12 protein-coding genes are annotated in these 13,310 nt (G+C 41.5%); 8 read left to right on the top strand and 4 right to left on the bottom strand.

The window, feature by feature from the left end; all coding sequences use genetic code 11:
- Positions 1 to 86 precede the first annotated feature (86 nt).
- The 8 genes from F3G86_RS04310 to F3G86_RS04275 are packed head-to-tail and all read left to right on the top strand — an operon-like array spanning position 87 to position 8,187.
- Positions 87 to 2,030 (top strand): FTR1 family iron permease, encoded by a 1,944-nt coding sequence (locus tag F3G86_RS04310; RefSeq protein WP_149723086.1) that lies wholly within the window; start codon positions 87 to 89, stop codon positions 2,028 to 2,030.
- Between the two features lie 20 nt (positions 2,031 to 2,050).
- A complete protein-coding gene (locus F3G86_RS04305; protein WP_009294901.1) occupies positions 2,051 to 2,572 on the top strand; it encodes an iron transporter in 522 nt (173 codons plus the stop codon).
- 51 nt (positions 2,573 to 2,623) lie between these two features.
- Positions 2,624 to 4,003, top strand: coding sequence for a Fe-S-containing protein (locus F3G86_RS04300; RefSeq protein ID WP_149723085.1), 1,380 nt, complete (start codon positions 2,624 to 2,626; stop codon positions 4,001 to 4,003).
- Positions 4,000 to 5,292, top strand: a complete 1,293-nt coding sequence (locus tag F3G86_RS04295; RefSeq protein WP_149723084.1) for an ABC transporter permease — start codon at positions 4,000 to 4,002, stop codon at positions 5,290 to 5,292. The genes F3G86_RS04300 and F3G86_RS04295 overlap by 4 nt, the downstream gene beginning before the upstream one ends.
- Positions 5,279 to 6,421, top strand: a complete 1,143-nt coding sequence (locus tag F3G86_RS04290) for an ABC transporter permease (RefSeq protein ID WP_009294898.1) — start codon at positions 5,279 to 5,281, stop codon at positions 6,419 to 6,421. Before F3G86_RS04295 ends, F3G86_RS04290 begins: the two co-directional genes overlap by 14 nt.
- Before the next feature lies 1 nt (position 6,422).
- The gene (locus tag F3G86_RS04285; protein WP_109147145.1) at positions 6,423 to 7,112 is read left to right on the top strand and encodes an ABC transporter ATP-binding protein; all 690 of its coding nucleotides are present in this window, start codon (positions 6,423 to 6,425) and stop codon (positions 7,110 to 7,112) included.
- Positions 7,102 to 7,596 carry a TlpA family protein disulfide reductase gene (locus tag F3G86_RS04280; protein ID WP_103636299.1) on the top strand — a complete coding sequence of 165 codons (495 nt, stop codon included), beginning with the start codon at positions 7,102 to 7,104 and terminating at the stop codon, positions 7,594 to 7,596. The genes F3G86_RS04285 and F3G86_RS04280 overlap by 11 nt, the downstream gene beginning before the upstream one ends.
- Before the next feature lie 9 nt (positions 7,597 to 7,605).
- Positions 7,606 to 8,187, top strand: a complete 582-nt coding sequence (locus tag F3G86_RS04275) for a hypothetical protein (RefSeq protein WP_149723083.1) — start codon at positions 7,606 to 7,608, stop codon at positions 8,185 to 8,187.
- 51 nt (positions 8,188 to 8,238) lie between these two features.
- Here F3G86_RS04275 and F3G86_RS04270 read toward each other — a convergent pair whose 3' ends face one another.
- The 4 genes from F3G86_RS04270 to trpS are packed head-to-tail and all read right to left on the bottom strand — an operon-like array spanning position 8,239 to position 13,274.
- Entirely contained in the window at positions 8,239 to 10,605 is a 2,367-nt protein-coding gene (locus F3G86_RS04270) for a tetratricopeptide repeat protein (protein ID WP_149723082.1), read from the bottom strand.
- Positions 10,605 to 11,849, bottom strand: a complete 1,245-nt coding sequence (gene serS / locus F3G86_RS04265) for a serine--tRNA ligase (RefSeq protein ID WP_149723081.1) — start codon at positions 11,847 to 11,849, stop codon at positions 10,605 to 10,607. The genes F3G86_RS04270 and serS overlap by 1 nt, the downstream gene beginning before the upstream one ends.
- 10 nt (positions 11,850 to 11,859) lie before the next feature.
- Complete coding sequence (locus tag F3G86_RS04260; protein ID WP_149723080.1) at positions 11,860 to 12,300, bottom strand: copper resistance protein CopD; 441 nt, start codon at positions 12,298 to 12,300, stop codon at positions 11,860 to 11,862.
- An 8-nt stretch (positions 12,301 to 12,308) separates the two neighbouring features.
- Complete coding sequence (gene trpS / locus F3G86_RS04255; RefSeq protein WP_149723079.1) at positions 12,309 to 13,274, bottom strand: tryptophan--tRNA ligase; 966 nt, start codon at positions 13,272 to 13,274, stop codon at positions 12,309 to 12,311.
- Between the last annotated feature and the right edge of the window lie 36 nt (positions 13,275 to 13,310).

Here is a 13,310-nt window from a genome sequence, read left to right as displayed (position 1 = left end):
TCTTTTATGATAATCGTTTTTATTTTAATCAAAGTAAAGCATTGGTAATATTTCACTTTAAAATAATCTCACAGGTGGTTTAACTAATGAATAAATTTTTTAAATTTATGTTTATCATGCTCCTGCCTATCTGGCTTGTGGCAAAAAATGACGACTACGCACAAGTCGCAGCTCAGATAAAAGAGTCATTACAAAAAGTAATAACAGAGTATAGAGCTGGCAACGTCGAGCAAGCAGTTAGCGATACTCAAAATGCTTATTTTGGTCTGTTTGAAGATGTCGAAGCTGGCATCAGAATAAATTTAGGTCAGAAAAAAGCTTACTCTATGGAGAAGCAGTTTGGCGAGATCAGAAAGGCGATAAAAGCTGGCGAAGCACCAGATGATGTGCAAAAAAGAATAGATCAGATAAATAGCGAAATCGCTGAAGTTTTGCCAGTTATTTTAAATGGACATAAGCTTGTTGGTGAGTACTCAGACAGCCCAGCACAAGCTGCTACAAGTGGCTATGACACTTCTAAATTTATCCCTGAGTGGAAGGTGGCATTTGAAAATTTATCAGCTACTCTAGATAAAGCTATAGCAAGCTACGAGGGCGATAAACAAGATGATGCTAAAAATTCTATCCAAGATGCTAAATTTAATGATTATAGAAACACTCAACTTGAAATCGCCGTTCGCCAATATATAGAAAATGGCAAAAGCATAGATGCTGACATCCAAAGAAAGATGGGTGAAGCGATCAGTGGCATCACAAATGGCATAAGCAAAGATGACTTTAAAGTAAAGCTAGAAGAGATCAAAAAACTAGCTTATGATGCCGTTTCAAAACTCCCAGCTGAAACAGTAAAACTAGCAAAAGTTGATATGAGCAGTGCAGCATCTAGCGATAGCAGCGAAGATAGCGGCACAGACTACACTCAAACTGTTAAAAACATAAATGACAAAATTCAAGCAGCTATCGCGCTTTACAAAGGCGGCAATAGCGCTAAAGCTATGGGCGATATCCAAGATATCTACTTTGATGAGTTTGAAGGTAGCGGCATGGAGAACAAAGTAGGTGCGATAGATGTAAATTTAAAAACAGCTATTGAAGCTACATTTGGTAACCTTGTAGCCCTTATGAAATCAGGTGCAGACGAAAAAACACTTGAAGAAAGCGCAAGCAAGATGTCATCTCAGCTAGCAGCTGCACTTGAGAAAACTAGCGGTTCAAGCTCACCTTGGACGCTATTTATCTGGGCACTAACTATCATCTTAAGAGAGGGCTTTGAAGCTCTTATCATCGTTGCAGCTGTTGTTGCATATCTTGTAAAAACTGGCAATGCAAAAGCTATGGGCAAAGTCGTATATAGCTCAGTTGGCGTGGCTGTCATCTTAAGCTTTGTTATGGCTTGGATAATGAACATCATCTTTGGCGAGGCAGCAGGTCAAAAAAGAGAGCTTATGGAAGGCATCACGATGCTTGTTGCGGTGGGACTTCTATTTTACGTTGGCTTCTGGCTTCTTTCAAATGCTGGCGCTAAAAAATGGAACGACTACATCAAATCTCATGTTTCTGAATCTATCTCAAGTGGTTCAAGCACGGCGCTTTGGTGGACTGTATTTTTAGCGGTATTTAGAGAGGGTGCTGAAACAGTGCTATTTTATCAAGCACTTATCTTTGACGCAAAAGACTCAGCTGGCTACTCAATGATCGCAGCTGGCTTTGTCGTAGGTCTTATAGTTCTTTTAATAGTCTATTTCTTATTTAAAATTTTCGCTGTTAAAATTCCTATTAAACCATTTTTTATATTTACATCAGCGATCATCTTTTATATGTCGATCGTCTTTGTTGGCAAGGGCGTTGGCGAGCTAGTTGAGGGCAAAATTTTCATCCCAACTATCATAAAAGGACTAAATTTTCCTGACTGGATGAGAGACTGGCTAGGACTTATGCCATATTACGAAAGCTTAGTACCTCAAATCATTATGGTGCTTGCCCTAATTATAGGTATCGTTATCATGAAATCAAAACAAAATAAAAACTAATCTTATTAAAAGGAGAGGAAATGAATAAAATTCTTAGTTCAGCTCTAGCACTTAGCCTAGCAGCTGGTTTTGCACTTGCTGGAGAGCACCCAATCGGCGAGCCTGTAGAGGCTAATGGTATGGAGATAGCTGCTGTTTATCTTGAGCCAATCGACATGGAGCCAAAAGGCGTTGATCTAGCTCCAAGCTTGGCTGATCTTCACTTAGAAGCTGACATCCACGCTGTAAAAGGCAACAAAAACGGCTTTGGCGAAGGCGAGTGGATACCATATCTAAAGATCAACTATGAGCTAAAAAACCTTGATAATGGTAAAACTAAAAAAGGTACATTTATGCCAATGGTTGCAAGCGATGGCCCACACTACGGTGCTAACGTAAAAATGGATACAGGTGTTGGTAACTATGAGCTTAAATTTCACATCGACAATCCAGAAAAACAAGGCTTTGGTCGCCACGCTGACAAAGAGACTGGTGTTGGTAAATGGTTTGAGCCTTTCACAACAACTTATAAATTTCAATGGACAGGTGGTCCTGTTAAATAGTCACTTTGGGGCGTTCTCGCCCCTTTTTAAAAATTCTCATAGGGTTTAGTTATGTCAATTTACTTCTATCAGGTCTTTTTAGCCCTCCTTGGATTTACGCTTTTTGCTGCCTTAAATAACAATGGCAAAAGTTTAAAAACGATCTTTTTACCGTCATTTCTTGGTGTTGTTGCTGGTGTGCTTATCTTTAAAGCTGCTCGTCATGCGCTTGTCGATGACCAGTTTAAAATTTTCATAGATTCTGTGACACTGGTTTTTCTACTCATTAGCATTTTATGGATATTTTTCGAGCTTAAGATAGCAAAAATCGTAACATTTTTTATTTTAGGTATCGGCTTTGGCTTTGGCTATAGCTCAAGTAGTGCATTGTTCCCACTTTTTGGCGGCGAGCTGCTTGACACGCTTTCAGTCATTAGCTTCTTTTTGATGATCTTTGCGATGATCTTGATACTATTTTTATTTTTCTTCATTTCAAATTTAAAAGCTAGCATCCCATCATCAGTAGCTAAAATTTTAGCTCTTATCACATTAGTATTTTTGTTAGTTGATAGAAGCTCACAAACTGCACTCGAGCTTTTACGTGCAGGTGCTTTAAAGATAAGTAGCGAGCTAAATTCTCAAATTTTATCTATCAGCGCAAAAGGCATCTACGTCACAGAATTTAGTGCCTATTTTTACATAGTAGTGATCCTACTTTTATGCATCATCGCACTTTGCTTTATGCCAAAAAGTATCGATAAGAGCACGTTTGGCTCTATAAAATACCGCTTTACAAAAGCCATTAGAGAAAATGTCTTTGACAATGCAAAATTTGCATTTTGCAGCGTTTTAATAGCGCTTGGCTTCTCACTTTATTTTGATCTTTACGCATCTCGCCCACCTCAAATTTCAGAGCCACTCTTGGTTGAGCCAGTGGGAGATAAATTTATATTTGATGTTGATATGTTAAAAGATAATGAACTTCACAGATTTGCCTACATCACAGATGAGGGCAAGCAGATAAGATTTTTCTTGCTAAACCGTTTTAGTGACCGCCCATCTCCAGTCATCGTCTTTGACTCGTGCATGATCTGCGGCGACATGGGCTATATCAAGAAAGGAAACGACCTTATCTGCATCTCTTGTAATGTTAGAATTTTCTTGCCGTCAGTTGGTAAAGAGGGTGGTTGTAACCCGATCCCTATGGCATTTACCTTTGATGGTAAAAATATCATAGTTGATTACAAAACGATCGTCGCAGGGGCAAACTACTTTAGCAAGGTCGTCGAAAAGATGGTGCTTGACCCAGTTAGTCGCAAAAAGGTGAGCAATCTTGATTCAAGATCATATTTATACTACGGACGCACATATTTCTTTGAGAGCAACGAAACTCAGGCGAAATTTGAAGCAAATCCAGAAAAATATGTAGAAACAAATGGAACGTTAAAATGAAAAATATGCAACTAAGAATGATAAAAAGCTCGATCACGGGCTCAAAGGTGCAAAAGACGATGGCGTTTATCACCATCTTGCTAGCTGCTCTTTTGATAGCTTGCATGCTAAATATCACGCTAAAAATTGGCGATCAAGTGGCAAGCGAGCTTAGAGGCTATGGCTCAAATATCGTCGTTTTACCACGCGGTGAGAGCCTAAGCATCGAGATCGAGGGTAAAAATTTCACCCCACTAAAATCACAAAATTTGCTCCCAGAGGCTGATCTTTATAAGATAAAAGAGATCTTTTGGAGAAATAATATCGTCGCTTTTGCTCCGTTTTTAGAGACAAAGGTAAAAGACGCTAAGGGCGATGAGTTTAGCTTTGAGGGGACATATTTTGATAAAAATATCGGACTAAAAGATGAGCCAGAATTTAGCACAGGCGTTAAGAGTTTGTATGGATTTTGGGGCGTTGAGGGTGCTTGGCCAAAAGATGAGAGCATGGATGAAATTTTAGTAGGAGATGAGCTTGCTAAGGCTAAAAATTTAAAAGTTGGCGACAAGCTTAGCCTTGTAGGCAAAAATGGCACAAAAGAGGTTAGCGTGGTTGGCATCTTAAAAGGGGCAAGCGACGAGGCACATAAGCTAATAGGCTCGCTTAAACTTGCTGGCGATCTCTCAGGACACGCTGGCTCATACACAAAAGCTGAGGTCTCAGCCATGACGATCCCAGAAAACGACCTATCACTAAAAGCAAGAAGAAATTTAGACAACCTTGATAGCGCAGAGTACGACAAATGGTACTGCTCAGCTTATGCGGGATCTATCGCATTTCAGATAGAAGAAAATTTACCAAACGTTAGCGCAAAAGCAAGCCTTCAAGTAAGCGACGCTGAGAGTAATATCGTAAAGAAAATTCAAAGCCTAATGGGTATCGTTAGTATCATCGCCCTTGTGGTCTCAGCTATTGGCATAACGTCGCTAATGACAAGTGAAATTTACCGCCGTAAAAAAGAGATCGGCCTTTTAAAAGCCATTGGTGCAAGCAACTTTGAAATTTACGCCCTTTTTGCTAGCGAGAGCCTTGTGGTTGCCTTTTTTGCAGGTATCACGGGAGCATTTTTAGGATACGTGCTAAGCTACGTGATGTCTTACATTATCTTTTCTCACGGCATAGGCATAGCATGGATCGTGCTGCCAATAAGCGTGGCATTTGCCTTGCTTATCTCAGTCGTTGGCTCACTAATGCCAATGAGAAACGTCATAAATTTACTACCTGCGGAGGTGCTATATGACCGCAAATAGCAAATTCTTTTACAACCTGATCTACAAAAGCCTAAAAAATGGCTCATCAAGGGTTATGGTCATCGTGATCTCGATCTTGCTTGGAGCGTGCGTGTGTGCGGCATTTGTCAATGTCTATCTGGATATCGACTCAAAGGTCTCACGTGAGCTAAAAACTTATGGTGCAAATATGATCTTTGCTCCAAAAGATATGGCGACAAGTGATGATATGAGCGAAAAAACCTATAACGAAATGATCGCTAAAGTGCCAAAAGATAAGCTTCTTGGCGAGAGTGGATATCTCTTTGCTCAGGCAAATATCGGCCCAACTAATGCCATCGTCATGGGGACAAAATTTAGCAATCTAAAAAAGGTAAAGCCGTTTTTAGATGTTAGAGATGGAACTATGATAAATGTCGATTTTGACGATAAAAACGTGCTAATAGGCGTCGATCTTGCTCGTCAAGCTGGCTTTAAAGCAGGCGATGATATAGAAATTCGTGCCATTGGTTCAAACGAGAGCATAAATGTAAAGATAAAAGGCGTAGTGGCAAGTGGCGACAAAGAGGACGCCCTTTTGATCACGTCACTATCTTTGGCTCAAAAAATTTCAAACAAAGTTGGCAAGATAAACTATGCTGAAGCTGTTGTGCTTGGAAATTTTGACGAGATAACATCGCTTGCAAAAACTATAAGCAACGATGAAATAGTCGCGAAACCAGTGGCAAAGGTCTCAAAGTCTGAGGGCTACATCTTAGAAAAGATCAAGCTTCTAATGGCGCTTGTCAGCCTTGTCATCTTGCTCATTACTTCAATGTGCGTAAATACAACGCTTAGTGCTATCTTGCTCTCTCGATCACGTGAGATCGCACTTCTTAGAGCCATAGGCGCGAGCAAAAAAGACGTGCTAAGGCTATTTGGCTTTGAAACATTTGTGACAGCGCTCATCTCAGCGTTAGTTGGAGCGTTTTTAGGTTATCTACTAGCTCAAATTTTAGGTTATGCGATATTTGATTCTAGTATTGATTTTAGAATTCTAAGCATCCCAGTAGCTGTGGTCATATCACTTCTTTTTGCAGCGATCGCAGCATTTTACCCGATTAAGCGGGCACTTAATAACAAAATGGCAGATACACTAAGAGGAGAATGATATGCAAAATGCACTAGAACTTAAAAATATTTGTAAAATTTTTGGCGATGTAAAAGCACTTGATGATATAAGTTTTGAGGTTAAAAAGGGCGAGTGGGTCAGCGTCATGGGGCCAAGTGGTAGTGGTAAGAGTACACTTGTAAATATCCTTTCTCTAATGGATACACCAAGTAGCGGCGTATATATGCTTGGCGGCGATGATGCGAGCAACCTAAATGCCGATGATACACTTAAATTTAGACGTGAAAAGATCGGACTTGTCTTTCAGCAGTTTCATCTCGTGCCATATCTTAGCGCGCTTGAAAACGTGATGATAGCGCAGTATTATCATAGCTCAGTTGATGAAGAGGACGCTAAAAAAGCCCTTGAGGCAGTTGGACTATCTCACAGACTCACACACAGACCAAGCCAACTAAGTGGTGGCGAGCAACAACGCCTTTGTATCGCGCGCTCGCTCATAAATGACCCTGAAATTTTAATAGCAGATGAGCCAACTGGTAACCTTGATGAGGCAAATGAGAGGATCATACTTGATCTATTTTGCAAGCTAAGAAAAGATGGCAAGACGATACTTCTAGTCACGCACAATCCAGATCTAGGCGAGTATGGCGATAAGATCGTATATCTAAGACACGGCAAACTAGAGAAAATTCGCACTATCGAAAATCCAAAGGTACCAAATGAAATTTAAATTTCTATTTTTGTGCCTTGTCGCAGCTCTGGTTATGGGCTGCGTCAAGCAGTATGAGAAGCACCACATCACGCTAAATGACTCAAGTGGCATCGATACGCAGTTTTTCCCCACTGAGAAGCGCCTAAAGATAGGCGACAAGCCATATATGCTCTTTTTCTTTGGCACGGACTGCGGAGTGTGCAAGGCTGCGATCCCTGATCTAAACGCACTTGAAAAAGAGTATGGTAAAGAGGTGCAGTTTATTGGCATTTTAGGACCTAGCAAGGGCTTTGATAAAGACATTGAGCTTTTAAAAGAGCACAACATCACTTTTAAAACCACAAGCGATAAGGTTTCGGTGGATTACTTCAGTAAGGCAGTTGGTGGCGTTATGGGCGTGCCGGTTATCTATTTTTTTGATAAAGATGGTAAGATGCGATCAAAATTTATAGGTCTTACACCAAAAAGTGTGCTTGAAGGTGCTATAAGATCGCTCTTATAGGAGTGAAAGATGAGAAATTTAGTTTTATTTGTCCTGGCGTTATTTTTTGTCGGATGTGCTAACAGCACACCAAATATCTCGGTAAAAACGAGCGATCCGATCTTTTTTACACTTGGTGAAGCAAACAAAAGCGTCTATGTAAATTTTAAAAATAGCGCGACTGGACAAGATGTAAATGCTGAAATTTTAAGCGAATTTGCAAAGGCTGGCTTTAGAAATGAGCCAAACATCAAAAATGCCGACTTCATCATCCTTGGCGACGTGCAAAGCTTTTCTAGGACAACCAAAAGAGATCCTAGATTTTCAATGGGTATGGGATATGGCTTTGGCAGACCAAGTTTTGGCTTTGGTTACTCGATGTTTTTCCCATTTGGTTATGATGATTATGATGACGACTTTAGCACAAACAGCTATGCTTACTACATGCAAGTAAGCGTGCTAGTACGCCCAAAAGATGGTGGCGAGAAAGCGACAAATATCTCGCTTATGCAAGCTGGCAATGTCTATTCGCCAAGCTATATCTGGCCATTTTTCAAAGAGCGCCTAGCAAAACAGATCGTTAGCTTTTTTTATAACGTCTCACAAAGGTAGAGAAATTTATCTAAAGCTAGAGGCTAAATTTAAGCTCCTAGCTTCAAATTTTTAGTTGTCTATCATAAAATCATAAAATTCGTTGTTATATCCTACGTTTCCTACCTTGCTGTATTGTATAAGTGCTGCTTTTATGTTATCAATTTGCTGATACATAAAGCCAAGGGCGGCTCTGTTTTCAACAGCGCTTGGGTCATTTAGCTTTGTTAGTTCCAAAAGTGCGATCGCATTTGTTATTTTGTTCGCTCCAGTTGCAGCCACAGAGGCCAAAAAGAGCGTTCCAGCGTCATTTATCTTAAACTCGTCTATGACTTCGTTATAAAGCTTATAGCTCTCGTCAAAGTCATTTGTAAAGATATCCACATAGGCTAGAGTTTGGATCAAATTTATATTTTTTGGTGCGCTCTTTAGCTGGGCTCTTAGCCTATCGCGCTCCCTTGTTAGCAAGCCTGAGATCTGAAGTAGCTTGATGTATTGCTTTTTGATGATGTCAGCGCCGTGATAAAAGGCATTTGAGTCGAGATTTTTATCATTAAAGTAAATTTGTATCGCTTTTGCGTACTCTTTGATGTTTTGATCTTTGTTTTTAGAGATGAAATTTAAGATATTTGCGATGATATCATTTGGCAAGATTTTCATGAGCTCATCAGCTTTTTTTGACATTAGCTCATCGTTGTTTGAAATTTTAGCGGTGATGATATCAAAGGCTAAATTTAGCGTCGTAGGCTCTTTTGGCTCTTCAAGCCACCTTATCATCGCACTTTGGTTGCCACTAACTAGGCTTAAAAGTGAGGCATATAAATTTACAGGCTTTAGGCTTTTGTCGTTTTCTAAATTTTCGCCGATCTCCTCAACTAGTTTTGGATTTAAATTTCTATTTATATCCATACAGATCGCGCCAAAGATGCCTGAAAGATGGTTATTTACATCTTGATGATAGCTTGCTATAAAGTGCTTTGCTGCAAGGCTAAAATTCCCAAGCTGAGCGTAGCTTAGAGCCAGGTTGTACTGCAAGATCGAGTGGTTTGGATAGGTCTTGGCAAGCTCCTCAAAGTCCTTATTTGCCTCTTTTAAGCGGTAGTTAAGTGCCTTTGCGATGGCCTCGCTAAGTTTGGCATTGACCTTTGAGGCGGCGGCGCTTTGGCTAAGGTAGTCATTTGCCGCTGAGGTATCGTCTAAAAAGACGCTAACTCCGCCCTTTCTTATCTGCTCGATGCTCTGTTTCGCGTCAAAAACCTTGTAAGGCGCAAAGTAAAATAGCGTCTCGTAGCGCCTTGTTCTATCAAAAAACATATCGTCACTAAAGTGCGCCTGAGCTAGGCTGACGTCAAAGAGATCTGGCTTTAGTATGGTCTTTATCTTGTAAATTTTACTTGGCATCGAGGCGTTGTAGTCATAAACGTCTTTGATAAATGCCGCTGCGTCGCCATAATCAGCAGTCTTTAGATCGATTAGCGCCTCAGTCATCTTGATAAGGTCGATATTTGGCGTATTTTTAGAAGCCTTTGTTAGATGGTCCCTTGCCTTGTCGTATTTGCCAAGCCTTGCATAGAGCTGCGCTAGTGTAAAATCAGCCTTAAACGCCTTTTGCCCTTCAAGCTTAGCTATGGCTCTCTCGTCATCTCCAAGAAGCGATAAAATTTTGGCGCTCAAGTAGGCATATTCGCCGTTATAGTCCTCTGTGCTAGGGTGCGAGAGTGCCTGCAGCGCCTCATAATAATTACCCTTGTAATAATTAACCAGCGCATAGTAGTAGCTGTAAAGTGGCGAGCTGTTTTCATACTGCAAAAAGGAGTCCGCAAGCCCTATGTAGTAGTTGAAATTTTTGGTGTTATTTAGCTCAAGCGAGCAAACAGCGGCGTTTATGGCGCTCACTGCGGTGTTTTCTCGGTCAGTTATCGCCTTGTTAAACGAGATGATCGCCTCGTCACATTTTTCTTGTTTCATCTGCGAAACGCCGAGGTTGTAGTTTGAAAGTGACTGGTTATAAACAGCTATGTTTTCATAAATTTTTAACGCTTCAAATTTATTGCCACGCTCATAAAGCTGGTTTGCCTTGTTTATCATCTCATCGATCTTTGAAGCGCCAAAATTTTGCGTTTGGTAGTTGTTTTCTATATTTTTTACGATAGCTGTAGTGTCTATCTCCTCTTTTTTATCTTTTTTTAGCAAGACGATTAACAAAACAGCTATCAAGATGACAAGCACCAAAGCAGCCGCACCGATGATGATAAAGAGCTTTTTCTTGCTCTTTTTTACTGGTATTGGCTCTGGGATGCTCTCATCTTGCAGCACGCCATCACTTGCGATGCTCTCAAGCGAGACGATCTCTTCAGGCGCCTCGGTTTTTGCCTCTTCAGGCGCTTGCTCTGCTTGCTCGCCAGGTGGTTTTAGAACTACAACCTCGTCATCAGCCACTACATATACCTTTTAAGAACTTCTGGGATTTCGATAGTGTCATCAGCCTTTTGGTAGTTTTCCATTATCGCTATTAGCGTCCTGCCAACTGCCAGACTTGAGCCATTTAGGGTATTTACAAGCATATTTTTCTTGCCATCTTTAAAGCGAATTTTCGCTCTTCTTGCTTGAAAATCACGAGTATTAGAGATGGAGCTTATCTCGCGGTATTTGCCCTGACCTGGTAGCCAAACCTCAAGATCTACTGTCTTTGCCGCGCTAAAGCCTAGATCGCCGCTACAAAGAAGCATGTGGCGGTGAGGCAGCCCAAGGCTAGTTAGCAAGTCGCTAGCACAAGATATCATCTCAGCAAGCACGCCCTCGCTTTGATCAGGTTTTGTGATGCTTACAAGCTCGACCTTTTCAAACTGGTGCTGGCGGATCATGCCCCTAGTGTCACGTCCTGCCGAGCCTGCCTCTTGGCGGAAGCATGCTGAGTAGCAAGTCATCTTTATAGGTAGCTGCTCAGCTTCAATGATCGTGTCATTGTATAAATTTGTCACAGGCACTTCGCTAGTTGGGATGAGGTAGAGATCCTCGTCGCGCACCTTGTAAAGATCCTCTTCAAATTTAGGCAGCTGACCAGTGCCGAAAAGCGTGTTTGAGCTTACTAGATAAGGGACATTTACAAGCTCAAAGCCACGCGCGCTGTTAAAGTCGATCATGTAATTAACAAGCGCTCTACTAAGCCTTGCTCCCATGCCTCGAAGCACGGTAAAGCGCGATCCTGAGAGCTTTGCACCCCTTTCAAAGTCAAGCCAACCAAGGCTCTCACCTAGCTCCCAGTGCTCCTTTGGCGTAAAGTCAAATTTAGTTGGCTCAAGCACCGTTTTTATGCAGACATTATCGTCCTCGTCCTTGCCAAATGGCACGTCATCGTCGGTGATATTTGGCACGCTAAATGAAATTTGCTCAAGCTTTTCTTCATATTGTTTAACGATCTCATCAGCGTCAGCAAGGGCAGCTTTGTTTAAATTTAGCTCACTTTTTAGCTCGCTCACATCCTCGCCGGCTCTTGCTTTTACGCCAAGCTCTTTGCTCTTTGCGTTTTGGATCGCTTGGAAATTTTCAAGCGCTTTGCGCTTTTGCTTTAGCTCGTTAAAAGTGTGCAAAAGCTCGTCTAGCAAGCTAGCTTTAACGTTTTTGCCCTCTAGTTTTTTTACGAATTCATCGTAGTTTGTCTCAAGTAGTTTTAAATTTATCATTATCCTCTCCTTAAACCATAAACATAACTTTTGCAAGCAGGACGATTAGCACCGCAAGCGTAAGTGCGATAGGGTGGATGTCGCCAAGTGGGCTAGGGCGCTTAAATATAAATTTGCAGCTTAAATTTACTATTACCGCAGCCACGATCACCATCGCTAAGAAAAATTTGATCATAAAAGTGATCTGTAAATTTGTCTCAAAGTAGCCTCCAGCCTTGCTGCCAACCCAGTTGCTCATCATTATGCCACCAGTTAGAACTAAAAGTAGCAGACAAATAGGCATGATCTTGATAGCCGAGGAGCCGATGACTTGCTTTGCCTTTTGCGCAAGCTCTGGTGGCAGCTTTTTGCTCGCCGCTCTTAATATGATCACATCAAAAAATAGGTAGCCAACAAATATGATCGCACAAAAAAGATGGACTATCTGTGCGTATGGGTATAAATTTTGCATTTTTTTCCTTATCTGTAAATTCCAACTGCTTCACGCACTTTTTTTATCGTTGTGTGAGCTACATTTTGAGCTTTTTTAGCGCCTAGATCTAAAATTTTAGCCACCTCGTCAGGGTTGTTTTGATAGTGCTCAAATTTCTCTCTTGCCTCTTTGAAATATTCCCAAACAAGCTCGTTTAGATAGGCTTTAAAGTGTCCGTGACCCTCGCCGCCGCGCTCATATCTAGCCTGCAAGTCGCGCTGTCCGCTCTCGTCTAAGAAAAGCTTTGCGATGTTATAGACGTTGCAGTTTTGCCACTGCTTTGGCCCTTCAAGTGGTGTGCCATCAGTCACGATGCTTGAAATTTGCTTTTTAAGCGTCTTGGCGTCCGCGAAGATATCGATCGTGTTGCCGTAGCTTTTACTCATCTTTTCGCCGTTTGTACCAGGCACGGTAGCGACATTTTCATCGATCTTTGCTTCAGGTAGAGTGAAAATCTCGCCATGTTCGTTGTTAAATTTGATCGCAATATCACGCGCGATCTCTACGTGCTGGATCTGATCTTTGCCCACAGGCACGACCTGCGCGTTATAAAGCAAGATATCAGCCGCCATCAAAACCGGATAGCTAAAGAGTCCGTGGTGCGAGCTAATGCCCTTTGCGACCTTGTCTTTGTAGCTGTGCGCGCGCTCAAGTAGCCCCATAGGTGTGTACTGACTTAGCACCCAGTAAAGCTCAAGCACGTCTTTTACGTCACTTTGCACCCAGAAAATGCTCTTGTCTGGGTCGATCCCAAGCGCCAAAAAGGCACACGCAGCGTCAAATGTGTTTTGCTTTAGCGCTTTGCCGTCGTTAAGGCTGGTCATCGCATGGTAGTTTGCTATAAACATAAACATCTCGTTTTTTTCTTGCATATCAACCATCTGCTTTATCGAGGCAAAATAGTTGCCAAGGTGTAGTTTGCCGGAGGGTTGGAGGCCGGTTAATACTCTCATCTTATCCTTTCAAATTTTGGCTTCGTTTTTTGAGCG

Source organism: Campylobacter concisus (assembly GCF_902460595.1).
Lineage (GTDB): Bacteria > Campylobacterota > Campylobacteria > Campylobacterales > Campylobacteraceae > Campylobacter_A > Campylobacter_A concisus_BL.
This window is presented reverse-complemented; position numbering and strand designations above follow the sequence as displayed.